Source organism: Paenibacillus sp. J31P13 (assembly GCF_056269295.1).
On sequence record NZ_JBWDNR010000005.1, the window covers coordinates 336,964 to 361,609 of the forward strand.

The window sequence follows — 24,646 nt, forward strand, 5'->3', positions numbered from 1 at the left end:
CTATTTTTTTAACCTTAAAGAAAGCGTTACCAATATGGATACTCATTCAGAAAGGAAGTTGAAGAGGATGAATAAACGATTGATCTCCATGGTTTTAGTCTTCATGATGCTGACAAGCAGCTTATCAGTTGTCAGCGCAGAGGCGGCAAGTGCAGAAGATACTTCGACCCATTGGGGGGAGAAAACACTGCGAAAGTGGATTGAAAAGGGCATGCTGGGAGGCTATCCAGATGGCAGCATAGCACCAGATCGTCAAGTAACGCGAGCTGAATTTACGAAGCTGATTAATGCAGTTTTTCAGTTCGATGCGAAAACGGACCAGTCATTTTCGGATGTATCATCTGGTGCATGGTACAGCAAGGATATTTCGGCAGTGAAGGAATCTGGTATTATTTCGGGTTATCCTGATGGAACGTTTAAGCCCAATACGCCGATTACGAGAGGCGAAGCTGCGAAAATGACAGCGGAGCTGTTCAAGCTTCGATCCGCAGACCAAAATGAACTGTCGAGCTTTAAGGATTATGACAAGGTACAAGATTTTGCGAAGGTGCCGCTTGAGCAGTTGTTGGCTGGCCATTACATAAACGGATATCCCGATGGAACGTTAAGACCTCGTAACCCGATTACACGTGCCGAAGCTATTGCTTTGTTAGATCGCTTAGCAGCTGAGGTAGTGAATACAGCGGGCAACTACGATAAATGGAACATTGGCGGAAATGTAGTCGTCAATACGGCGGATGTCAAAATGAAAGACATCGTTATCGCTGGAGATTTGTTCCTAACGCAGGGAATCGGTGAAGGAGATGTTTATTTAACAGATGGGGATGTAAAAGGAACGGTGTACATCAATGGAGGCGGCGTGAACAGCATCCATCTCCATAATACGAAGCTTAACAAGGTTGTGGTAAATAAAGCTTTCGGCAAGGTACGCGTCGTATTTTCAGGAAAAACAGAAACGAAGGGGGTAACAATTGAAACAGGAGCTGATCTCGATATTGAGGGGGATGCTAATGTTGATTTGGTAGAGGTGGAGGCAGGTGCAACAGGGACAAAGCTTAATGTAAAAGGAACCGTACGGCAAATCGAAAATAAAGGCTCTGATACGCTTTTAAATGAGTTCAAATTAGGAATGGGTGCCACTGCCTCTGTTCAACACGGTATTGTGACGAATGGACAGTCTTCATCCTCAGGTCAAGGCGGTGGTTCAACTCCGATATCGACGCCAGATTCAACACCGACACCGACACCAACACCAACACCAACACCAACACCAACACCAACTCCGGAGCCAACGAATGGGCCAGAGCAGCCTGAGGACAAATGGAAGCTAATATGGAATGACGAGTTTGACGGAAGCGGCGATAATATTGACTTTAACGGAGTCAATCTAGATAAGTGGGCTTATCAGTTGGGTACAGGTTCACAATATGGACTGGAGGGCTGGGGAAATAACGAGGAGCAATATTACCGCGCTGAAAATATTTCCGTTGCAAACGGAAAATTAACGATTACAGCTAAAGATGATGGTTTTGGAGGCAAGTCCTACACATCAGGAAGGCTGTATACGGAACCAACCTTTGACAAGACTTACGGTAAGTTCGAAGCAAGGATGAGTTTGCCTGTTGGCGACGGTATATGGCCTGCATTCTGGATGATGCCGAAGGATAGTGAGTACGGTGTATGGGCGGCATCTGGAGAGCTTGATATTATGGAGGCGCGCGGCCGCTTGCCGAAAGAGGTTGGCGGAACGATACATTACGGCAGAAATTGGCCGAATAATAAATCGACAGGTGATTCCTATCAATTTGAAGAAGGAACGGATATTACGGATTTTCATACGTATGGCGTTGAGTGGGAGCCAGGTGAAATTCGCTGGTATGTGGATGGCATACTCTATCAAAAGCTAAATAATTGGGATAGCTGGGGAGCTGATCAACCAGCTAAATATGCCTTCCCTGCTCCTTTCGATAAGCCGTTTTATATGATACTGAATTTAGCAGTAGGCGGTAATTTTGACGGAGGACGGAAACCAGATCCAAACATTCTGCCTGTGAAAATGGAAGTGGATTACGTTCGTGTTTATGATCTTGAGAGCAGGCCTTATAGAACGCCGACAGAGCCAACTATTGATTCAGAGCCGTACCCTGATTCCTATAAGGCGCCAATTGATGGCAACTTCGTTCATGATATGGGCTACAATGAGCTGTTTACAACGATTGCAGAGCCTGACCAAGTGCTGGATACAAAATATTGGAATTTTGTTCATGTAAGTACATTCCAAGGAAATGGAAATATTTCTGTTGAACCCTTAAACGGAATGAAATTTGCAAAAGCAGATATTACAGCAGGCGGTAATGCCGTACATGCGGTTCAACTGATACAGAATGTGACGCTCGGCAAAGGAAGATGGTATAAGCTCACTTTTGACGCCAAATCAAATGCCAATCGAAACATGACGGTCAAGTTCGGCGGCGGAGAAAATCGCGGTTGGACCACTTATTCAGATATATTAGAGTCAAAACTTTCAAATACACTTCAATCCTATGAAATGGTATTCCAAATGGGAATGGAGACGGATACGCTCGCTAGGCTGGAGTTCAACCTCGGGCTTAGCACCAATCCAATCTGGCTTGGAAATGTAAGAGTGGAAGAAACCAAAGCGCCAGATTCATTACATGATAATGATCCAAAGGAACCGCTTAACGGCAATCATGTCTATAACGGCACGTTCGATATCGGTCGTATAGACCGAATGACTTATTGGAATTTAGATGGCAGCAGCGCAACTGCCTCAGTAGATGAAACGAAACGAGAGCTCAAAGTTTCTATTAATAATGTCGGTGGTCAGCTAGAAGCAGTTAAGCTATCGCAATATGGCATGAACCTCATTGAAGGCAATGAGTATAAGGTGACATTCAAAGCTAGAGCAGCATCCTCAGCAAGGATTGGAATTGGCGTTCAAAAGCTGGATGGAGCGGCCTATTCTGATACAGAAACGATTGCCCTTACCTCAGAGATGAAGGAGTATACGCTATTATTTAATATGGAGAAGCCTACTGATGTGAATGGTCAGCTTGTATTTAAGCTAGGCGGCCAGCAGACAGATGTGTATTTGGATGACATTCGGATGGTTCGCTTAACGAATAATAATATGGGCGAATTAGCGCTTGCTAATCAATTCCCAGTGAAAAACGGCGATTTCTCGAATGGGAAAACAAGCTGGAGCGAGCATGTGCAGGGGCGCTATGACGGCTGGGGCTCAAGCGCTGAGTTTATGGTGCAGGATGATGAGCTGAAGCTGGCAATAGCTAATGAAGGCAATAATCCATGGGACGTCATGCTGATGCAAACCGATTTTGAACTATTCAAAGGAAATACCTACACGGTTTCACTGGACATACGCTCATCCAAAAATCGGGATATGGAAATCGTTATCGATGCGAATAACAACCGTTATTTATCAGAGAAGGTACAGCTGACGACAACCATGCAAACGTTCAGCTACGAGCTGCCAATTCAGAATGATAGTACAGCTTCATTTAAGCTGCTGCTTGGCAAGTTGGATGGAGCAGCTGCACTGGGCGCGCATGATATTTATGTTGATAATATTCGTGTAGAGCTTAAGGATGCGCGCAGTAAAGCATTCCTGCTGAAAAATGGTTACTTTGATAATGAGATGGGGAATTGGAGCACCCACGTTCAAGGTGTTTATGATGGACCATCAAGCGCAGCGTTTACAGAGGATAACGGTGCTTTAAAAGCGGCTATCGCCAATACGGGCGTGAACCCTTGGGATATTGTTTTGCAGCAGGGCTCATTTGCTCTGAAGAAGGGCAAGACGTATATCGCATCCTTTACAGCAAGAGCGAGTACACCGCGAAGAATAGAGGCTATTGTCGAGAATAGCAGCTATTTCCGTTTCTTAAATGAAGGTGTGCAGCTTGATGATGTAACGCAAACATACAGCTTCGAATTTACGATGGATAAGGACGATGAAGCAACCTTTAAAATGCTCTTGGGGAAACAAACGGGTACACCGACTACAGCGCATGACATATTCATTGATAATGTTCGCTTGGAACTTAAGGGAGCGAAGGAAGCGAGCGGTGAGAAGGCTAGCAGCAAAAATAACATAACACTTCCTATGCCTCCAGTATTGTCTCCAGATGCGTCTGACAATGCAATCGGCCAAGACATCGACATTGCGTTCGCCGAAAATGAAGCATGGAGGAATGCGATAACGGCTGTGCTCGTGGATGGGATAAAGCTTTCAGAGGATACTTATCTCCTTGGTTCAGGAAAGCTCACAATTGATAAGTCTTTATTTATAACGGCCAAACGCTACAACATTGTCATTAAATCAACAGGTTATGAGAACGCTCAAGTTACCCAAGATATGGAGTCGGAAATCATGTGGAGTTTGGTATGGTCCGATGAATTTGATGAGAGCGGAGGGAATCTGGATACAAATGGGGTTAATCTTGATAAATGGGCCTATCAGCTTGGCAATGGCAGTGAATATGGCGTAGCCAACTGGGGAAATAACGAACTGCAATATTATAAAAAAGACAATATTAAGGTTGAAAACGGCAAACTCGTTATTGAAGCGAAGAAAGACGCATTTGGCGGGAAGGATTATACATCGGGTCGACTTTGGACCAGTCCAACCTTCAGCAAAGCATTTGGGAAATTCGAGGCAAGGATAAAGTTGCCTGCTGGCAATGGATTATGGCCGGCGTTCTGGATGATGCCAAAGGACAGCGAGTACGGCGGCTGGGCATCCTCGGGCGAAATCGATATTATGGAAGCTCGCGGTCGTGTATTGAATGAGATTGACGGTACGATTCATTACGGGAAAAATGCTCCCAATAACAAGATAACAGGCTCACAGTATCATTTTCCTGAGGGTGAAGATATTACAGGCTTTCACACCTACTCCGTTGAATGGGAACCTGGTGAGATGCGCTGGTATGTTGACGGGAATTTGTTCCAGACGTTAACGGATTGGCATAGCTGGGGAGCGGATCAACCCGATAAATATGCCTTTCCTGCTCCTTTTGATAAGGAATTTTACATCATTCTTAATTTAGCGGTTGGCGGCAATTACGATGGCGGCATCAAACCTGACGCTTCTATGCTCTCAGCAGAGATGGAAGTCGACTATGTCCGCGCATATGAGCTGACAGGCAGACCATATAAGCTGCCTATCGAGCCAACGCTCGTGAAGGATATGTTCCCAGAAGGCGGTAAGGCGGCGGTGAACGGTAATTTCATCTATGACCCTTCCTACTCGCAAGGTGTGAAGAACATTACTGCCAGCAACAATGTGCTCGATCTAAGCTATTGGAACTTTGTTCACGGCGCTGAGTTTGGCGGAGCAGGTGAGGTATCTGTTGTTACAAGTGATGGAGCGCCATATGCCAAAATTGATATTTCCAATGGTGGCAATGTGCCGTATTCTCTGCAGCTTATTCAATATGTGACGCTTGTGAAGGGGCAGGCTTATAAAATCAGCTTTGATGCAAAAGCATCTGCTCCGCGCAGCATGAGTATTAAGTTTGGCGGCGACGCAAATAGCGGCTGGGGCATTTATTCCGACAACTTTGAGGCTTCCTTGAAGGAGGATGTCGGCCATTATGAGTATCGGTTTCTGATGACTGCTGACACCAATCCTCTTGCAAGAGTAGAGTTCAATCTTGGTCAAAATCTAAATGATGTGTGGATCGGAAATGTTCACTTAGAAGAAATTGAGGAGCTACATGAACCGAACGCTGCCAAAGTACCGCTCGATAATGGTAATCACATTTTTAACGGCGGATTTGATCTCGGCACGATGGATCGGCTGCTTTATTGGAATACGGATGTGCAGGATACAGCTGGGGCTGAAATTAGCGTTGATCCACTGACGAGAAAGCTAAATGCTGTCATTTCAAATGGGGGAGCAAACGAGGCGTCGATACGATTAATTCAGAAGGGGATCAACCTGCTGCAAAGAGATTCCTATGAGCTGACATTTGATGCGAAGGCGTCGGCAGCCCGTATGATAATGATACAACTCATTAGTAAGGATGGTTCAACGAGATATTCAGGACCGCATGCAATCAATTTAACAACAGCTGAAGAGTCTTATAAAATTTCCTTTACGATGCCGGAAAATGTGACGGATGTGGAGGCGCAGCTAGAAATTCTGCTGGGTGGAAATAAAGCGGCTGTGCAAATGGATAATATCAAGCTTATTCGCACGACGAATCTGAATGTAGATTTCACAGGTGTCGATTTATTTCCGCTCAAAAATGGCGACTTCTCTTATGGCCTAAACGGCTGGGAGCCCTTCACACAGGGAGGAGCAGCAGTCTTCACTGAAACGGATGGCGCCGCCAAAATAGCGGTAACGAATGCAGGTGGCGAAGCCTGGAATGTGATGTTTAATCAGTCTTCCCTGAACTTAACGAAAGGGATGACTTATGAGCTTTCCTTTGACGCCCGTTCAACGGTAGCACGCGATATTGAGGTTGCTCTTGAAAATGCCACTTATGCTAGACGTTTTTATTCGGGATCTTTGATGCTGGAATCAACGATGCAGCATTTTGCATTTACGTTCAAAATGACGGCTGATGATAGTCTGGCACTCAAATTTTTGCTGGGCAAAACCGTAAAAAGCGTGTCTAGCCCGCATGATATTTTCATCGATAATGTCGTGCTGGAGGTGAAGGATGCACCGGTGCTGCGGCCGCCTACCTTAATACCGGATTCGTCGCAAAATGTTGTAGGTCAGGACGTCCACATTCAGTTCGTAGACAATGAAGCTTGGAGAAGAGCTATTCATACGGTCACTGTTAATGGTGCGTCATTGACGGTTGAACAGTACTCCGTTCAAGCAGGCGGCATTATTATTGATGAGAGTGTATTTACAAGTGATCAGCTCTTTGCGATACAAGTACTGGCATCAGGTTTTGGGAATGCAAGCGTTAAACAATTGATGTTCTCTGCTGATGGTAATCTTGTGTTGAACGGCGGAATGACGAATGGTTCTGCTAGCTGGGAGCATTGGTTTGGCGATGGCGGTGATTCGAAATACGAGGCAAAAGACGGAGTTGCTCGCATTGATATTTATTATAACGGCGGCATGCACCCGCAATGGAATGTTCCTGTCGGCTGGTCCACGCAATTAAATCAAAGCGGCATAAAGCTGGAAGCAGGTAAAGCCTATGAGCTTAGCTTCAATGCATGGTCTACCGTTGATCGTCCCATTGCAGTGGAGCTTACGGGCTACAACAATACGTCAACGGTGCATTTTAATGTTACAGGAAATTCAGAAGCCAGTTATAAGAGCAGCTTGTTTCCGACAAGCAACGCTAATCTGACATTGAAGTTTTTACTTGGCAATGTTGTGAATGGCGCATTTGTCACACCAGACGGTGAGCATACGATCTTTATCGACAATGTTTCCATTCGTGAAGTAGCGGCTCCGCCAGCGCTAACGGCAGATACGACAGAAAATAAAATCGGGCAGCTGATTGAGCTGACCTTTGCCGATCAGCCTACATGGCGTAACGCTATCACTGGGCTTACCATTGACGGCGTAGCCATCCCTAACAGCAGCTATACGGTAGAAGCGGGTAAAATCAAGCTGGATGCGGCTTTATTTACGTCTATTAAAACGTATGCGATTGCGATCACATCAACTGGCTATGGGATTAGCCAAGTACAGCAGCAGGTGAAGACGGCTGCTGCGAATGTTGCGCTTCATAAGACAGCAACGGCTTCAACGGGCTCACAACCTGCGGCAAATGCGGTTGATGGGGTAAACGGCACAAGATGGGAGTCGGCAGCAGCTGATCCGCAATGGATTGCCATTGACTTAGGAGGCATTTATAAGCTGGAGCATGTCGTTCTCAATTGGGAGGGAGCCTTCGGTAAAGCCTATAAGCTGCAGATATCTTCTGTCGAGCTGCCAGGAGACAATGATTGGACGGATGTGTTCACGGAAACTGCCGGAAACGGTGGAATCGACAGTATTAATTTGAATGGGGAAGAGGCTAGACATATTCGGATGTATGGAACAGGAAGAGGTACGAATTACGGTTATTCCTTATGGGAGTTTGAGGCTTACGGCACATGGGTCAGCGGTGGCGGAGGTGGCACGGACCCCGGATCAGGACCTGATCCGAACCCGCATCCAGAGCCGGAAACGCTAAATTTGGCGCTGAATAAGAATGCTTTTGCATCAAGTTTCGACGGGGTTTTTACATCTAGCTTGTTGACTGATGGCAATAAGGATACTAGATGGTCTGCGAATTGGACGATTAATAATACGTCTCCATACTTAGCAGAATGGGTGTACATAGATTTGACTGGTGTCAAATCTATTAGCAGACTTGTTTTGACGTGGGAAACCGCCTATGGAAAAGCAGTTGACATCCAAGTGGCGGGAGCGGACAGTGATCTCTCAGATGCAAGTGAAGATTGGAAGACGGTGCATGCTCTGAATAGAGAATTGACGGTGGGGGGCAAGCTGGAAGAAAAAATCATATTGGATAGCAGTGCCTCTGCTAGATACGTGCGTATTTTAGTTACCGAAAAAGGCCTTCCGCCTTACGGACCGTCGTTATTTGAAATTGAGATTTATGAATAAACGCAATAGCGTACACATTTTTCTATAACGAATCCTATGAGCGTTCCATAACGGGTCCTATCCTGTGCGGAGCGCTCTTTGACGTTCTATTGCATATAAATGATCAAAACATCCAATATGATGATTGAATGAGTTGATTAATGATGAATTAATGAAAAACGACAATTATATATTGCGACATATATAAATATATGATACATATTAAATAACGGAAATGACCTCAACGATGTACGCTAATCAACTATTCCGTAATAAGAGTTTATAGGGAGACTGAATAATGGAGAGAGAATTGGCATTAGAGCTTGTGCGTGTAACGGAGCTAGCGGCACTCGCATCCGCTCCTTGGATGGGGAGAGGCGATAAAAATAGTGCGGATGGAGCAGCAACGTCGGCCATGCGTTCGATGTTTGATTCCGTATCAATCCGAGGAACAGTCGTCATTGGTGAAGGGGAAATGGATGAGGCTCCAATGCTGTACATTGGTGAGGAAGTTGGCAGCCTGAATGGTCCTGAAGTTGATGTTGCGGTTGATCCGCTTGAGGGAACGGAAATTGTAGCAAAAGGATTAAATAATGCGATGTCAGTTCTAGCAGTCGCTGGCAAAGGACAACTCCTGCATGCACCCGATATGTATATGGAGAAGCTGGCTTTCGGTCCCGCGCTTGTTGGCAAGCTCTCCATTACTGACCCTATGGATGTTACCCTTCGAAAAGCAGCGGATGCTTTAAATAAGAATGTATCAGATTTAACGGTTATGATATTGGACCGGACGCGTCATGAAGCCATTGTTAAAGTGCTGCGCAAAGTAGGCGTCCGTATAAAGTTTTTGTCGGATGGTGATGTTGCAGGGGCGATGGCACCGGCATTCCCAGAGGCTGGCATTGATCTCTATGTAGGCTCTGGCGGAGCGCCGGAGGGCGTTATAGCTGCAGCAGCTTTAAAGTGCTTAGGCGGAGAGCTGCAGGCGCGCTTAATGCCAGCCGATGGCAATGAATACAACCGTTGTGTGGGAATGGGAATTGAAGATCCTTACCGGGTGCTTACAATGGAAGATATGATCGGTACAGGCGATGTTTATTTCGCAGCAACAGGAGTAACACCAGGAGAGTTTTTGGGCGGGGTGCAATACTTCCCAGATCAGAGGGCTGAGACTCACTCCATTGTCATGAGGGCAAAGACCAAGACCGTTCGTTTCGTCCGTGCTCTTCACTATTTACCGAATAAGACGTTTCTGAATAGTAACAACTAAGAAGAAAATGGGGCTGCGCTTAAAGGTCGTAAAGACCGATAAGGAAGCAGCCCCATTATTTTTACACGTACAATGGATTGAAAATGTGTGTTAACGTTATATGAGTCCGAAAAGCGATCACATTCATCTCAAATCACTTGGCAGCTAGCTGCCGCCAGGGATGAACTTTTTCAACCAGGTTGCAAAGCTTTTTGGATTTCGAGATTGTACTAGAACAACGCCTTCTCCGCGGAATCTGCAGACTAAGCCTTCTCCGCTTGTGATGCTGGACAACCAGCCCTTAGAAGCTTTTTCAATCGTATAATTCATATAGCCCGGCCAAGCCACCAAGTGACCGTTATCAACGATAACCTCTTCGCCAGCCCCAAGATTAATAGCGTGAATCGCGCCATAAGAGGAAAGAAAAACGGTGCCTCGTCCACTTATTTCTACGATAAAGAAGCCTTCGCCAGACAATAAGCCTCTACCGAGATTTTGCATCTTCGTATTCACTTCTATACCGCTTGTACCAGCTAGGAATCCATCCTTTTGTACATAAAGCTTAAAAGAGCCGTCAAGCTCTACAGCCTCTATGTCTCCTAGAGAGGGTGGAGCAAGGAGAACTTCCCCTTGCCCCCGAGTAGCGGTCAGCTCTTGGAAAAAAAACGTTTCCCCGCTGAGCATTCTGCCTAGTCCGCGCATGATTCCACCATCTGCAGTTCCTTTAAGATCAATGTTAGGAGACATGGACACCATCGCGCCACTTTCTCCCTTAATGGTCTCTCCGGGATTGAGATTTACTTTAAGCATTGCAAACGCGCCTTTATAAAAAATTTCATAGTTCATGGCATGTCCTCCTAAAGTTTAAGGTTAAGCAAAAGCTTTCTTTAATCGAGCGGGGGCTGCGTAACGCCCTCACGTTCAGCTTGTTTCCGGTGTGCAATTCGACTAGCTGCCGATGCGGCAATAGCACCTACGATGTCATCTAGGAAAGTATGTACTTCACCGCTTTTTTTGTCATTCAGCCTTACCAATATGCCTGGTTTCAGCTTATCGATATAACCAAAGTTAGTAAATCCGATGCTGCCATAAACATTTACGATGGATAGCGCCAAAATTTCATCACAGCCGTAAAGACTTTCATCATGCTTGATCATATCCTGCAGGGGAGCCATAAGCTTACCCTCTTCCGCAAGAATATCGAGCTGAATACCGGTTAATACAGCATTCTGCACCTCACGCTTGGATAGTACCGCATCAACATGCGGCAAGCAGTCCTCTGGCGTTAACCCGGGGAAATAGTCTTTTTGCAAAAAATGTGTGAGATCAGCAATCGCGGCTCTTGTTACTCCGCGTTTCTTAAGCCATTCATCAGTGGCATCAGCTACTTTACGGCTATTCAGGCTGTAAATTTCTGGATTGGACATGTTTTTTATCCCCTTTATGAATTTCTGGACAAAACTGGTCTAAAACAGGTTAGGGCTCGTATACATAGTACTACAAATAAGGAGTTGTACAAAGCCGTCAGGCAAAACTTGATTAGGGAGGAAAGGTCAATATGATTCAAAAAAGATGGATTAGGGGTGCAGTACTTAGTGGTGTTTTAGTTATTCCAATTATGACAGCGGGCTGCGGCCTATTTTCGAAGGAGTCTTCCAAGTCGATCGATCCGCCTCAAGTAGAGATTAAGGATGGAGTAACCGACCCTAAGACTGGACAGGCTGGCAAGCAAGGCTTGGATTCAAAAATGACTGTTTATCTTGAAGACTACAACGGTTATTTGGCGCCTATCTCTATTCAAACAACGCTGGCAGCAAACGAAGTCGCTGGTCAAAAAGCATTAGAGATGATGGTGGAAAACGGAACGTATGCGAGTCAGCTTCCAAAGGATTTCCGTGCTCTCATTCCGCAAGGCACTCAAATCAAATCGTATAAATACGACAGTGAACAAAAGCTTGCAATTGTTGACTTCTCAGAATCATTCACCGATTATAATGCATCGGACGAGCGGAAGATCGTCGAAGCTATCACATGGACTTTAACGGCAATTCCAGGCATTCAAGGGGTAGAGATTTGGCATGAAGGTACCAAGCTTACAGAAATGCCTCAGGATGCTTTCCCGCTTGATAACAAACTGACAAGAGCAGCAGTAGGCATCAACATAGAAGCTGCAGATGGAGTCAACTATTCGCAATCTACTCCTGTTACGCTCTATTTCTCAGCTCAAACTGCGAGTGATGAGCAATATTACGTGCCGGTAACTCGTCTTATTGCCCGCTCTGATGCTCCTGCAAAGGCTGCCCTTGAGCAGCTCATTTCCGGCCCGCTCAATAAAAAGGAGCTGACAGCTGTCATGCTGCCGGATGTTGAAGTCAGTAACGTACTCCAAGAAGGCGATGTCGTCTCGGTTGATTTGAAGGATGAGGCTTATGAGACAGGACAGAAGGTTCCAGCAGAAATGCTGCAAGCACTCGTTCTGTCCATCACTGAAAATACGGGCGCTACGACAGTGAAAATCTCGCTTAACGGAGAAACAAACGTAATGGATGACGCTGATAAATCCTACAGCGAGCCGGTGGGCAGACCTACTTACGTTAACGCAATCAAATCATAATGAGATAAGCTGGTCATAAGAAGAGGTTGTCTTAAAGGTCAAGCGCCTTTGAGACAACCTTTTTTATATTTTTTCCTTTGTGGAGCAGAATAGCATTTAGCTGCAATTCGTATTTTTAAAGCCTGGAAGATGCAATTCGTTCCCTACTTTGGTAAGATAGGAAGGATTGTGAGGTTTTCCTTGAGGATGCTCAAGGGAGCTGTAATCCAATATAAATGCATAAATAAAGGAACACTCAGGAGGAAAAGCATGAGAAACGATGGCCGGGAAACGAACCAGCTTCGACCGATAACCATAACAACAGGTGTAAATAAACATGCAGAGGGCTCGGTCCTCATTGAATTTGGAGATACGAAGGTTATTTGTACGGCAAGCGTTGAGGAACGTGTTCCGCCCTTCATGAAGGGACAAGGCAAAGGCTGGATCACAGCAGAATACTCCATGCTGCCCCGCGCTACTCATACCCGTAACATTCGCGAAGCGGCAAAAGGAAAATTGACAGGCCGGACGATGGAGATTCAACGCTTAATCGGCCGTGCTTTACGTTCTGTTATTGATCTGCAGGCACTTGGCGAGAGAACGATTACGCTTGACTGTGACGTTATTCAAGCTGATGGCGGGACTCGTACAACATCGATTACAGGCGCGTTCATCGCTCTTTCAATCGCAATTAATAAGCTGACTGAGAAAGTGCAATTTGTTCGATATCCGATTACAGATTTTCTAGCTTCGGTAAGCGTTGGCGTTATTCAGGAAAGAGCTTTGCTTGATCTGAATTACGAAGAGGATTCCAAAGCGAAGGTTGATATGAACGTCGTCATGACTGGCAGCGGCAAATTCGTTGAAGTACAGGGTACTGGCGAGGATGCTCCTTTCACTCGTGATGAGCTTAATCAGCTTCTGGCACTTGGCGAAGCGGGAATTAATGAGCTGATCAGCAAGCAGCGCGAGGTGCTTGGACCGCTGGCGGCGCGTATCGGAGGTTAGCAGCATGACCAACCATCCTATTCTGACAGGCGACGTTATCGTTGTCGCAACCAAAAATGGGGGCAAGGTAAAGGAATTTGCTCATGCGCTTCAAAAGCTAGGCAAAACAACGAAAAGCCTACTTGATTATCCAGAGATTCCGGATATTATCGAGGATGGAGATACATTCGCTGCTAATGCGCGAATTAAAGCCAAGACGACGGGTGATGCGCTTGGCGTTCCCGTGCTGGCTGATGATTCTGGTTTATGTGTTGAACGCTTGAATGGTGATCCTGGTGTGTATTCCGCACGGTACGCTGGGGAGGGCGCAACGGACAGTGATAACAATACGAAGCTGCTGGAGCAGCTGGACAAGCTTATTGGTGAAGGTGCTGAATCGGCCTTGGAGAAGCTTCCTGACGGTTCGCGCTTGCTTAGCAAGGCGCAGTTTGTTTGTGCGTTAGCTCTATATGATCCAGCCAGCGGCAAGTTTCTGGAAGCCGAGGGCAGGGTAGATGGCTATATTTCAGACCGAGCACATGGATCAGGCGGTTTTGGATATGATCCGCTCTTCTGGCTGCCAGCTCTGAATAGAGGAATGGCTGAACTGACAAAAGATGAGAAGCAAGAGATTAGTCATCGCGGAGATGCGCTAAGAAACCTGCTTCCACAACTTCAGCAGGTATAGTTCTGCCGAGCTAATGACTAATAAAACACCCCCGTCCGCATCGAATCTGCCGAGCAGAAGCGATGCAGTAGCCGGGGGTGTTTTATTTTGTGGATAGACTTGCTCTGATACAGACCTGTGGTGTTAGCTCCTTAATTAACCAATGACGACTTTATATTGCTTCAGCCATAAATTAACCTGATACAAGTAAGCGAACAGCTGAGGACCGGACATAAGCTGACCGAACCATGGAATATTTGATTTTGCTGAATCGGACTCTGCGAGCTCTCGAACCTTCTGCACATTGATGAGGGAAAGAAGCGGAGAGGTCGGATCGTTTAGAACGTCCAGCAGCAGACCTTTTACAGCAGATAAATAATTAGGATTATGCGTTTTTGGATAAGGACTTTTTTTGCGGGTAAGCACATCTTCAGGCAGTACGCCGCGCAGCGCCTTGCGTAAAATACCTTTCTCACGATCGCCGGAGGATTTAATTTCCCAAGGTATATTCCATACATATTCCACTAAACGATGATCGCAAAAAGGTACACGCACCTCCAAGCCTGCCGCCATACTCATTCTATCCTTCCGATCTAGAAGCGTCGGCATAAAGCGAGTAATGTTCAAATAAGACATTTGACGCATTTTCTGCAGCAAATCAGTCTCTCCATCAAGATGAGGAACCTCTCCTATGGCCTGCGAGTACCGATCACCGATATAATCAAGCGGTTTAATCCATGCAGCGACGTCAGGCGCTAATAAGTCAGCGCGCATCGCAGAGGCAAGCGACCAAGGAAAGGTATTCGCATTAAGCGCTTCTTCACGATGAAACCAAGGATATCCGCCAAATATTTCATCGGCAGCTTCACCAGATAAAGCGACTGTGGCGTCCTTCTTAATCTCATGACAGAACAACAGCAAGGACGCATCGACGTCAGCCATTCCAGGGAGATCGCGAGCTAAGGTGGCGGCTTTTAATGCCCCTACCAGCTCAGGCGTGTCAAATTGTATGGGATGATGAACGGTGCCTAGATGCGATGTCATTCTTTCGATCCAAGGCGCATCGCTGTTGGGCTGAAAAGCATGTGCTTTAAAATGTTTATCATTATCTGTGTAATCAACGGAATAGGTATGCACATTTCCTTGCCCATTTTGGTTGTAATAATTGACGGCAAGCGTCGTTAACGCACTGGAATCAAGACCGCCAGAGAGAAGTGTGCATACGGGCACGTCCGAAACTAGCTGTCTTTCAACAGTGTCCTTGAGCAGCTCTTTTACATGTTCAGCTGTTTCCTCTACATTTTGCTCATGCTGCTTGCTCTCCAGCTTCCAATACGTGATCGTCTTGACCCCGGCGTGGTTCACAATCATGCATCGCCCTGGCCGCAGCTCGCTGATCGCTTTGTATACACCGTGTCCAGGCGTACGAGCAGGGCCGAGAATGAATATTTCTGCTAGACCCTCTGCGCCAACCTCAGGCTTAACTGCCGGATGAGCCAAAATGCATTTTTGCTCTGAGCCAAATATAAACAAGCCATCCTGTGTGCTATAAAATAGCGGCTTTACTCCAAGTCGATCACGCGCTAGAAAGAGCTCCTGCTCCTCAACATTCCAAATGGCAAAAGCAAATATGCCATTGAATCGCTCAACACAGGATTTGCCCCATTCCATAAAAGCGACGAGCAGCACTTCAGTATCGCAATTCGTTGTGAATGTTCTTCCTCTGCCCTCTAATTCCTTACGAAGCTCAGGCGCATTATATAATTCACCGTTGTAGACAACGACGTATTTATCATCGCCAGTATGTCGGATCATGGGCTGTGCGCCGTTTTCCGGATCAATAACAGATAAACGTCGGTGGCCCAAAGCGCAATGCGCCGATATCCATGTGCCGGAAGCGTCGGGACCGCGCGGTGCAAGTGTTTCGGTCATCTTCTCTAAGCTTTCATTCTGCTTAGTCAGATCACGGTTCCAATCGATCCAGCCGGTAATTCCACACATTGATCTCATTCCTCTCTTTTCTGTTCTCAAAGTAGCGATAATATCCGTTATATGCTGAAAAAAGGGATAAAATGTCTGTCCAAAGGGGGATGCTAAGCGGGACTGCAAAAGTATGAGATAAAGGGAAGGAGTGTGCACGAAATGATGGATAACGAGTTTGAGAGCAAGGAACGCAAGCACTATTATGTTTCGGTTCAAGCAGGACAGATATTGGAGGATCCGCAGGCGGCGGCATATGAGCTTGAAATTATAATGAACGAGGAAGAACATGAGAAGCTGCGAGAACTGTTTGATGAGCTTTCCAGCATGGATGAAGCAGAAATGTTCCATTTCGCCCAAAGTCCATTCGGCTCAGCAAGCGATGAGCAAATAAACGTTGGGTACGATGGGCTCATTCAGCGAATTTATAAGCGTCTCTATGATTTGGGAACAGATACGACGAAGTCGCATATTGAATCCATGCAGCTTTTTTAGGAGAAAAAAGACTGTTTCTACCGGCTGTGTAAGAGGCCTTGGAGGAACAGTCTTTTCTTGTGTTATTGAATAGGTTTATTGAATCGCCTTTATATCATGTACGAGTCCGTCAATTTGTATGGATAGCTGTTCCAGCTGTCCTATCGCGCGGGAAAGCTCTACCGTAAGTTCTACTTGCTGCTCCGTTAAATGCTCAATTTTTTTTGTTTCCGTCAAAGACGCCGTCGAGAATTGCACAATCTTATTCATGGTAGAAGAGATGAGCTGCGTACCAGCGGCGACTTGTTCCGTAATAGCTGAGGCTTCCTCCGTTTGAATGTCAACGATGCGTACTTGATTGACGATTTGAGCAAAGGCATCACCTGTTTGTCCCATAAGGGTCATGCCCACTTCCGTTTCCTGCGTCCCTGATGCCATCAAAGCTGTAGAATGCTGTACAGACAACTGCATATCATCAATAATATTTTTTATTTGTGAAGCAGCTTGATTGGACAACTCAGATAATTTTCTTATTTCATTAGCTACGACAGCAAATCCTCTTCCATATTCTCCAGCTCTTGCAGCTTCAATGGAAGCGTTTAATGCGAGCAGTTTAGTCTGACCTGACATTTCGGCAATGAGTATTGCGATGGTACCGATTTGATCGGATTTCATATTCAGCTCATCTATGCTTTTGTTCATTTCTTGCAGATTTTCTGTTATATGATCCATTTGCTGAACGGAATTATGAATAAGACCGCTTCCCTTATCTGCAAGTAGGCTTGATTCTCGTGCATTTTCGGCTGTCGTCTGAAAGGAGCCATTCAGACCGACAATATCTGCAGTGATGAAACCCAAGTCGGCAACACTGCGGTTTGAAGCATTCGTCTGCTGAGCGAGTCCGCTAGCTAACTGCTCGACAGCTGCAGCAATTTGCTTGGTCGAGTTCACGCTCTGATCGCTATTGCGTGTGAGTTGACCAGAGAGCAGCTTTAATAATTGCGAGGTATCAGTCAATTGTGAAACGATGGTTTGAAAAAGCGACTGACTGTTTTTCTGTTGGTGTTCAAGCGTTCTTGTATATTTCAGTTTATGGGCAATTTGCAAAGAGGTAGCAAAGGAAGTAAGGAGCAAGAACACGGCATGGATTAACAACATGCCAAAGCCATAATCCATTGTTCCGAAAACGTAAAGAGGGAATAGGAAAAACCCGATGAGATGTTGAACTGCAAATAGGGCTGTTGTCAGAAGAATCAGCTTGATTTGCTCATAATAGGCCACAATGGCGACAATCATAAAGATGGAAAAGTGGAACTCCACAGAACCCCCAGCACCTGAGATGACGGTAATGCTTGAAAAGGTTAATGTTAAGGTGTTCAAAATGGCTATGCTGCTTTTTGTTGGAGCCTTCCGGTAGATCATTATTCCCCAAAAAAGGGTAAGGATCGGAATAAATAAGAGAAGATTTAATACAGAATCACTCGTTTCCATCATGGTCATCATTCCGCTGTAGCTGGAATGGCTATTCAAATTCAGATGGAACACACGAGTTAATAGATGGATGAGCAAAGCTAGAACGACTGCTCCGCTGCTCATTTGCAGCATAAGCTTGTTTTTCTGAACCATAAAATGACCGCCTTCAACACAAATAGTGTTAATCGTATTTTTGAGTCTTTCATTTTTTTTGTTAATGACATTACAAACATTATATAAACATTTTACAAACTTTGTATACTCTTTTTATTTATTGTCATAATGAGCTTGGGATTCTATTAAAAAGAACGAAATGATGATATAATTCAACAAAAATATAGTGGAGGGTTTACCTTTTGCAGAAGTTAGTTTTTTTCGTAGGCGTAGCAGGAACAGGCAAAACAACGGTGGCTAGAAAGCTGGCTAAACGTATTCCAGCAGCTTTTCTAGATCGGGATACGATAGGCGGTAGATTCGTAGAAGCGATTTTGGAACTGAAGGGCTTGGATAAGCGGGATCGTGATTCGGATTTTTACAAAAGACATTTACGTGATTTGGAATATGATACGGCAAAGGACGTTTGCATTGAGAATTTAGCAGCGGGTCAAAACGTATTTATGATTTCCCCATTTACAGCAGAGCTGAAAAACAGGGAGTGGATTGAAGAGGTTATCTCCGCAGCGGGATTAACGAAGCAGGAAGTGGACGTTAGAGTTATTGTCGTAACGCTGCAAGATATGGAGCTTCAGAGAGATCGGATTATCGGACGTCAGACGGAACGCGACCAATGGAAATTGGATAACTGGGGCGATTTCGAGAAGCGTGTTGCATTCGTACCTCAAATTAATTGGGATATTCCTTCTTCCTCTATTCTTGTGTTTGATAACAGCGGCGAGTTGATTGAAGAGAAGTCAGAGCAATTATTTCAATTTGTAAATGACAAGCAGCCTAGCTTATTGGCATAGCATTTATGAACGTCCCTGCATTGCAGGGACGTTTTTTTATTTTAAGCTATGATTTATTTTGTATAATAGTCTGTTAGGTTTTCAATAAAAGCTCTTGCAGCTGCCTTTGGTTCTCGCGCATGATGTGTGATGATCCCGTGTGTAAGTGTGAGCTCTCGTTCGTAAGGTAGCGACAACAGCTTTCCTGCTGCAACCTCGGCTCTTACATTTGATTCTGGAACGAATGCGATACCCATCCCGCAGCTGACAGTATGTTTAATGAGCTCCATGCTGGAGAATGAGAGCTGGTCCTCAGGTTTAATCGAAACAGCCTGCAGCACATCAAGACCGTATGTGTGGTAGACACAACCTTCGCCAAAGCTGATAAATGCGGCATCATTTAATGCGCCCCAGCTCTCTTTATTCAACCTTTCTCTTAGAGCAGGAGCGCAGATAAGAGCAAGCTTTTCCTCTAAAAGCGGTGTGAATTGCAGATCATCACGCTGAGGATCTTGCGGTACGATACCTAGATCAGCGCGATGATTAGCGACTTGCGAGATAATATCCCCATTAAGCCCAGACATGAGATGCAGCTTTACTTTGGTGTACTGTTTAAGAAACTGGGTTAAAAATGCAGGGAAATGAGAGACTGAAAAAGACTCAAGAGAGCATAAGCGCACCATGCCTGTCGGCGTATCCGTTTCCACCATGGCGTCTTGCAGCGATTGTCCCAATTTGATGAATTGATAAGCATAAGGTGCGAACTGCAGGCCAGCCTCAGTCGGTTCAACGCCTCGCGGCAAGCGGTGAAACAGCTTCTTCCCGCTCGTCATTTCCAAATGCCGAATATGCGATGTAACCGTAGATTGAACGTAGCCAAGCCTGTCAGCTGCACGGCTAAAGCTTTTTTCCTCCAAAACGACGGTAAAGGTAACAAAAAAACGCCCTTCCCATTGCTCAAGCATGGAAAGTCCACCTCCTAGGTATTGATAAATGAAATGGATGATATTCTAAACATTCAATTTTAAAATACCAATTCTCATGATACCATCAGCAAGAATAAACGAGAAGAGGTGAGCGCTTGTTTCAAAAAGTAAATAGTAGTGCGTTGTTGGCTGCTGGCGGGGGCACTGTGGCTATAGCACTTCTGATGACAATTGGTGATGCAATGTCAACAAGCTTATTGATGGCTCCTTTTGGTGCAAGCTGTGTTATTGCATTTTTGCTGCCAGATAGTCCGTTAGCCAAGCCTCGGAGCATCATTGGCGGTCATTTGATTAGTACGTTCATAGGATTGATGATGCTGCATTTTGCAGGTACATCGCTATGGTCACTATCGCTTTCAGTTGGTTTAGCGATACTTGTAATGAGCTATACGCGTACCGTTCATCCTCCTGCAGGCGCAGATCCGCTTGTCGTGATTTTGAGCGGTGCAAGCTGGTCCTTTTTTGTAACTCCCGTGTTGATTGGTGCTCTGATCATCGCGGCGTCTGCGTATTTGTATAGAAGAGTCATTTCATTAAGGAGAGAGAAAGCGAAATTAGAACAATAGAAAATGACTGCCTTCGACATTATGATTGTCGAAGGCAGTCATTGTCGAAGGCAGTCATTTTTTTGTTTTAACATGGATCACAGAAAAGTTGAAGATTATGAGAGCAAGATTTATTGCATAACTGAGCGATATTAAGATTCAGCATAAAAAATGTTATTAAGCGCACTATAATTATTGGTCAACATCGGACTAAAACAATCATTATAGGGGGCTCGCTTTATGGTGAATCGGAATATACAACAGGAAACTGCTGATCTTCAGGCCAATCAACAATTACAGCAAGCTCAACAAGAGGTTCAAGCTGCGCATCAATTATTGCAGGCAGAAAGTCAAGAATTACTAGATGCAGAACAAAAGCTGCAAGCTGAAATCCAGCAAGTATTACAAGCACAGCAGCAAGTGAAGCAAGAACAGCAAGATGTTCAAGCGGCGCAGCAAATACTGCAACAGTCACAAGCCGCTGCAACGACTCTTCAAAATAATCCTCTTCAAGGGTCATAAGAAATAGTAGGCAAGGTGAATAAAGCATGGCAACATAAGCTCTCGGAGTACTCCGCGGGCTTTTCTTATACCATTTACCATACATAAGAAAAACCCGCTGAATTCCTGTTATAACAAGAATTTAGCGGGTTATGTTAATCATTGGTATGATTTGGTTTAAATATTATGGCGTCCTGGGAGGGATTCGAACCCCCGACCGACGCCTTAGAAGGGCGTTGCTCTATCCAGCTGAGCTACCAGGACACAAGAAATAATATAGCATATAGTTGATTGTTTTTGCAAGCTATTTTTTTTATTTAATAAAATCAATCCATTTTTCACCTAAATTAAGGAACTGAATCGCATTAGTTTTTTCTTTTGTCCGTACATGGTATAATCGTACGCAAGATTGGATGAATGATTAAACGGAGTGACCATAAGGCGGTGTTATCATAACGACTCCCAATGACACACAAGACGACAACAAGGATAACGTTTATTTGTTCCCTAGCATGCTTGACCATTATCAGGTTCAGTTAACGCGTATGTTAGAAGCGGAGCAATATGGGGAGGCCAAGGCGTTGCTTCGCTTCTTGCTGCAATGTCAGGGCGAGGATGCTCGTCATTATGAAGAGTGGAATAGTCTTCTGACTTGGCTCGACATGGCGTTTCCCGAGGACGGAATCGGCGAGAATGGCTCTTCTTTTATTATGGACAAGAGAGACGAAGAAGAAGATGAGGCGATCATTCGCGAGCAGCTTCTTAATCCTCCTGACCAGGATGAGGCATATGTGAATCAGGTGCTGTATATTATGCAGCATCACCCGATGATCGACCAGCAAATACTGGCGCTGGAGCGTGCGGCATACATTAAATCGGCTGATGTGGAATTATCCATTAAGCAGTGGCTGCAAACGGAGCAGGTTCACCCCGTCGTTCAGTTTAAAGCGCTCCAATGCCTTCGTAAGAGAGGCGCAACAGGAACGCTGACACTGGAAAGGCTTGGAGAGTCTGTAGAGCTTGATCTAGAGGCTACACCGCTGTCTATGGATGATTTTCCATCGCAGGTCAATCGTATTGTCGAGCGTACGGAGCAGGTGGCAGAAATTAACGATCCCACTTTGCCGCATTTTGCCAGAGAGCTTTGGAAGGAAAGTTTGCAATTTTTGTATGGAACGGCTGCCTACCATTGGATGCTGAGAGAAGATGAGGATACGGTTGATTATTTCGCTGCTGCGCTGCATTTAACGCTGCTTCTCACCGTATACGGCTCAGCAAATGATGACGATATTCGTGATACATATGGCATTACTGAAGGGCTTAGATTTCGTTATGAACAAGCTTGCAAGGCTTTGAGACAGGTTGCACTATTGCAGCAAATCGGGGAAGATGATCCTGAGTCTTGATAATATCGCCCAGCTTGTTTATAATAGAATGGTTTATGATACGTGAAAAACTATAGATGCATGAGCATTTTCGGAGGGGAAGGCATAAAATGAAAGCAACTTGGGAAAAAATAGACAAGAACATCGTGTCAATCGACGTGGAGGTAGAAGCGGAGAAAGTCGCTGATGCTCTTGATCAAGCGTTTAAGAAAGTCGTTCAAAAAGTAAATGTACCTGGATTCCGTAAAGGTAAAGTGCCTCGCGGCATGTTCGAATCTCGTTTTGGAATTGAAAGTCTTTATCAGGATGCAATTGATATCCTGTTGCCAGACGCTTATTCCGATGCAGTAAACGAACACAATCTTCAACCAGTAGATCGTCCAGAAATCGAAGTTGAGCAATTCGCAAAAGGCGAAACGTTCAAATTCAAAGCAAAAGTTATCGTTAAGCCGGAAGTTGTGCTTGGCGACTACAAAGGCTTGGAAATCGCAGCTGTTGAATCTGAAGTTACAGAAGAAGAAACAGCGGCTGAGCTTGAGCGCTTGCAACAACGTCATGCTGAGCTTTCAGTAGTTGAAGAAGGCGCAGCTGAGAACGGTGATATCACCATTATCGATTTCGACGGTTATGTAGACGGCGAAGCATTTGAAGGCGGAGCAGGCGAGCGTTATTCACTAGAGCTTGGTTCAAACTCCTTTATTCCTGGCTTCGAAGAGCAAGTAGTTGGCATGCAAATCGGCGATTTCAAGGATGTTGAAGTAACATTCCCTGAAGCTTACCATGCAGAGCACCTAGCTGGTAAACCTGCTGTATTCAAAGTGAAGCTTCAAGAAATCAAACGCAAAACGCTTCCAGCTCTTGATGATGAGTTTGCTAAAGACGTAAGTGAGTTCGATACTCTTGAAGAGTACAAGGCTGACCTTGTAGCAAAACTTAAAGAGCGCAAAGAAAAAGAAGGCGAGCAAGCTAAAGAAGCAGCAGTGATCGAGCAAGCTGCCAAATCAGCAGAAGTAGAAATCCCTGAGCCAATGATCGTATCTGAAATTGATTTCATGATCAAGGATTTTGAAAACCGTCTTAAAATGCAAGGTATGAACATGGATCTTTACTTCCAGTTCTCCGGTCAAAACGAAACTGTGCTTCGTGAGCAAATGCGCTCTGATGCTGAGAAACGCGTTCGCAACAACCTTGTTCTTGACGCTATTTCAAAAGCTGAGAACATCACGATCTCAGAAGAAGAGTTGGCTGAAGAATTCGCTACTCTTTCCAAACAATACAACCGTCCTGCTGAAGAGCTTGTTGAAATCTTCACGCAAAACGGCAGCATGAGCACAATTAAAGAAGATGTTACACTTCGCAAAACAATTAAATTCTTGGTTGAAAACAGCAAAACTGTTTAATATACCAGCTGAATGGTTTAAAAGACCACATAGAACAAATTGAATAAAAGGCTTCACTCAGGATAAGGCACGTCGTTGATACGTGCCTTATTTTGACCCTACATATGAAATTGTGCTTGAATAGGAGACTAATCTCCGTACATAACGAACGGTTGTCGTCGTATACTGTATTATTGGAAAAATGACATCATCACGATGGCGTGTTACAATAAGTAAGTAACGAAAGTCATAAACGAAAAGAGGTTGGTCGCATGAATCTAGTACCGGTCGTAGTCGAACAAACAAACCGTGGAGAACGTTCTTACGATATTTACTCTCGTTTGCTAAAGGACCGCATTATCTTTCTAGGGAGCGCAATTGATGATGATGTGGCAAATTCCATCATTGCACAGCTGCTGTTTCTGGCGGCCGACGATCCAGAGAAAGACATTCATCTGTACATTAACTCTCCCGGCGGCTCCGTAACGGCGGGTATGGGTATTTATGATACGATGCAATATATTAAGCCCGAGGTATCTACAATTTGTATGGGTATGGCAGCAAGTATGGGATCGCTGCTACTTACAGCAGGTGCGAAGGGCAAACGTTTTGCGCTTCCTAACGCTGAGGTTATGATTCACCAACCTCTTGGCGGCGTACGCGGCCAAGCGACTGACATCAAGATCCATGCGGACTGGATTTTGAAAACCAAACAAAAGCTTAACCAAATTTTAGTAGATCGCACCGGACAGCCTTATGAAAAAATCGACCGCGATACCGACCGTGACTATTTTATGAGCGCGGAAGAAGCTCTTTCCTACGGTTTGATTGACAAGGTAATTACTGCACCGGTATCCACGATTTAATCA

General features: G+C 45.1%; 17 protein-coding genes and 1 tRNA gene. 12 read left to right on the plus strand and 6 right to left on the minus strand.

Features of this window, described 5'->3' with window-relative positions:
* Positions 1–67 precede the first annotated feature (67 nt).
* Positions 68–8,635 carry a carbohydrate binding domain-containing protein gene (locus AC0YOD_RS18820; protein WP_475800863.1) on the plus strand — a complete coding sequence of 2,856 codons (8,568 nt, stop codon included), beginning with the start codon at positions 68–70 and terminating at the stop codon, positions 8,633–8,635.
* Positions 8,636–8,912: 277 nt separating this feature from the next.
* Entirely contained in the window at positions 8,913–9,884 is a 972-nt protein-coding gene (gene glpX, locus AC0YOD_RS18825) for a class II fructose-bisphosphatase (RefSeq protein ID WP_475800864.1), read from the plus strand.
* Positions 9,885–10,028: 144 nt separating this feature from the next.
* Here glpX and AC0YOD_RS18830 read toward each other — a convergent pair whose 3' ends face one another.
* On the minus strand, positions 10,029–10,709 hold the full coding sequence (locus tag AC0YOD_RS18830) for a TIGR00266 family protein (RefSeq protein ID WP_475800865.1): 681 nt from the start codon (positions 10,707–10,709) through the stop codon (positions 10,029–10,031).
* A gap of 41 nt (positions 10,710–10,750) precedes the next feature.
* Positions 10,751–11,290, minus strand: coding sequence for a phosphatidylglycerophosphatase A family protein (locus AC0YOD_RS18835; RefSeq protein ID WP_475800866.1), 540 nt, complete (start codon positions 11,288–11,290; stop codon positions 10,751–10,753).
* A 131-nt stretch (positions 11,291–11,421) separates the two neighbouring features.
* Here AC0YOD_RS18835 and AC0YOD_RS18840 point away from each other — a divergent pair, with 131 nt between their 5' ends.
* The 3 genes from AC0YOD_RS18840 (at position 11,422) to rdgB (ending at position 14,131) form a co-directional block, all read left to right on the plus strand.
* Entirely contained in the window at positions 11,422–12,477 is a 1,056-nt protein-coding gene (locus AC0YOD_RS18840) for a GerMN domain-containing protein (protein ID WP_475800867.1), read from the plus strand.
* Between the two features lie 249 nt (positions 12,478–12,726).
* On the plus strand, positions 12,727–13,464 hold the full coding sequence (gene rph, locus AC0YOD_RS18845) for a ribonuclease PH (protein WP_475800868.1): 738 nt from the start codon (positions 12,727–12,729) through the stop codon (positions 13,462–13,464).
* A 4-nt stretch (positions 13,465–13,468) separates the two neighbouring features.
* Entirely contained in the window at positions 13,469–14,131 is a 663-nt protein-coding gene (rdgB, locus tag AC0YOD_RS18850; protein ID WP_475800869.1) for an RdgB/HAM1 family non-canonical purine NTP pyrophosphatase, read from the plus strand.
* A 135-nt stretch (positions 14,132–14,266) separates the two neighbouring features.
* Here rdgB and asnB read toward each other — a convergent pair whose 3' ends face one another.
* Positions 14,267–16,111, minus strand: a complete 1,845-nt coding sequence (gene asnB / locus AC0YOD_RS18855; RefSeq protein WP_475800870.1) for an asparagine synthase (glutamine-hydrolyzing) — start codon at positions 16,109–16,111, stop codon at positions 14,267–14,269.
* A gap of 141 nt (positions 16,112–16,252) precedes the next feature.
* Here asnB and AC0YOD_RS18860 point away from each other — a divergent pair, with 141 nt between their 5' ends.
* Positions 16,253–16,585: a hypothetical protein gene (locus AC0YOD_RS18860; RefSeq protein WP_475800871.1), complete on the plus strand. Its 333-nt coding sequence runs from the start codon at positions 16,253–16,255 to the stop codon at positions 16,583–16,585.
* 75 nt (positions 16,586–16,660) lie between these two features.
* Here AC0YOD_RS18860 and AC0YOD_RS18865 read toward each other — a convergent pair whose 3' ends face one another.
* Positions 16,661–18,190 carry a methyl-accepting chemotaxis protein gene (locus AC0YOD_RS18865; protein WP_475800872.1) on the minus strand — a complete coding sequence of 510 codons (1,530 nt, stop codon included), beginning with the start codon at positions 18,188–18,190 and terminating at the stop codon, positions 16,661–16,663.
* Positions 18,191–18,393: 203 nt separating this feature from the next.
* Between AC0YOD_RS18865 and AC0YOD_RS18870 the strand changes: the two genes are divergently transcribed.
* Complete coding sequence (locus AC0YOD_RS18870; protein WP_475800873.1) at positions 18,394–19,002, plus strand: P-loop nucleotide/nucleoside kinase family protein; 609 nt, start codon at positions 18,394–18,396, stop codon at positions 19,000–19,002.
* A gap of 53 nt (positions 19,003–19,055) precedes the next feature.
* Here AC0YOD_RS18870 and AC0YOD_RS18875 read toward each other — a convergent pair whose 3' ends face one another.
* The gene (locus tag AC0YOD_RS18875; protein WP_475800874.1) at positions 19,056–19,946 is read right to left on the minus strand and encodes a LysR family transcriptional regulator; all 891 of its coding nucleotides are present in this window, start codon (positions 19,944–19,946) and stop codon (positions 19,056–19,058) included.
* Between the two features lie 116 nt (positions 19,947–20,062).
* Between AC0YOD_RS18875 and AC0YOD_RS18880 the strand changes: the two genes are divergently transcribed.
* On the plus strand, positions 20,063–20,533 hold the full coding sequence (locus AC0YOD_RS18880; RefSeq protein ID WP_475800875.1) for an HPP family protein: 471 nt from the start codon (positions 20,063–20,065) through the stop codon (positions 20,531–20,533).
* A gap of 219 nt (positions 20,534–20,752) precedes the next feature.
* Entirely contained in the window at positions 20,753–21,034 is a 282-nt protein-coding gene (locus tag AC0YOD_RS18885; RefSeq protein WP_475800876.1) for a hypothetical protein, read from the plus strand.
* A gap of 166 nt (positions 21,035–21,200) precedes the next feature.
* Here the strand turns inward: AC0YOD_RS18885 and AC0YOD_RS18890 are convergent.
* Positions 21,201–21,277, minus strand: a tRNA-Arg gene (locus tag AC0YOD_RS18890).
* Between the two features lie 248 nt (positions 21,278–21,525).
* Here AC0YOD_RS18890 and AC0YOD_RS18895 point away from each other — a divergent pair.
* The 3 genes from AC0YOD_RS18895 (at position 21,526) to clpP (ending at position 24,643) form a co-directional block, all read left to right on the plus strand.
* The gene (locus AC0YOD_RS18895) at positions 21,526–22,419 is read left to right on the plus strand and encodes a hypothetical protein (RefSeq protein WP_475800877.1); all 894 of its coding nucleotides are present in this window, start codon (positions 21,526–21,528) and stop codon (positions 22,417–22,419) included.
* An 89-nt stretch (positions 22,420–22,508) separates the two neighbouring features.
* Positions 22,509–23,798, plus strand: a complete 1,290-nt coding sequence (gene tig, locus AC0YOD_RS18900) for a trigger factor (RefSeq protein WP_475800878.1) — start codon at positions 22,509–22,511, stop codon at positions 23,796–23,798.
* A 251-nt stretch (positions 23,799–24,049) separates the two neighbouring features.
* Positions 24,050–24,643, plus strand: coding sequence for an ATP-dependent Clp endopeptidase proteolytic subunit ClpP (gene clpP, locus AC0YOD_RS18905; RefSeq protein WP_475800879.1), 594 nt, complete (start codon positions 24,050–24,052; stop codon positions 24,641–24,643).
* Positions 24,644–24,646: the final 3 nt, after the last annotated feature.

Bases quoted from the DNA above. Each gene is read 5' to 3' on its own strand.
- tig (WP_475800878.1), top strand. From the start codon at position 22,509: ATGAAAGCAACTTGGGAAAAAATAGACAAGAACATCGTGTCAATCGAC.
- AC0YOD_RS18865 (WP_475800872.1), bottom strand. From the start codon at position 18,190: ATGGTTCAGAAAAACAAGCTTATGCTGCAAATGAGCAGCGGAGCAGTC.
- asnB (WP_475800870.1), bottom strand. From the start codon at position 16,111: ATGTGTGGAATTACCGGCTGGATCGATTGGAACCGTGATCTGACTAAG.
- AC0YOD_RS18820 (WP_475800863.1), top strand. From the start codon at position 68: ATGAATAAACGATTGATCTCCATGGTTTTAGTCTTCATGATGCTGACA.
- rdgB (WP_475800869.1), top strand. From the start codon at position 13,469: ATGACCAACCATCCTATTCTGACAGGCGACGTTATCGTTGTCGCAACC.
- clpP (WP_475800879.1), top strand. From the start codon at position 24,050: ATGAATCTAGTACCGGTCGTAGTCGAACAAACAAACCGTGGAGAACGT.
- glpX (WP_475800864.1), top strand. From the start codon at position 8,913: ATGGAGAGAGAATTGGCATTAGAGCTTGTGCGTGTAACGGAGCTAGCG.
- AC0YOD_RS18875 (WP_475800874.1), bottom strand. From the start codon at position 19,946: ATGCTTGAGCAATGGGAAGGGCGTTTTTTTGTTACCTTTACCGTCGTT.
- AC0YOD_RS18895 (WP_475800877.1), top strand. From the start codon at position 21,526: ATGCTTGACCATTATCAGGTTCAGTTAACGCGTATGTTAGAAGCGGAG.
- rph (WP_475800868.1), top strand. From the start codon at position 12,727: ATGAGAAACGATGGCCGGGAAACGAACCAGCTTCGACCGATAACCATA.
- AC0YOD_RS18840 (WP_475800867.1), top strand. From the start codon at position 11,422: ATGATTCAAAAAAGATGGATTAGGGGTGCAGTACTTAGTGGTGTTTTA.
- AC0YOD_RS18860 (WP_475800871.1), top strand. From the start codon at position 16,253: ATGATGGATAACGAGTTTGAGAGCAAGGAACGCAAGCACTATTATGTT.
- AC0YOD_RS18835 (WP_475800866.1), bottom strand. From the start codon at position 11,290: ATGTCCAATCCAGAAATTTACAGCCTGAATAGCCGTAAAGTAGCTGAT.
- AC0YOD_RS18885 (WP_475800876.1), top strand. From the start codon at position 20,753: ATGGTGAATCGGAATATACAACAGGAAACTGCTGATCTTCAGGCCAAT.
- AC0YOD_RS18830 (WP_475800865.1), bottom strand. From the start codon at position 10,709: ATGAACTATGAAATTTTTTATAAAGGCGCGTTTGCAATGCTTAAAGTA.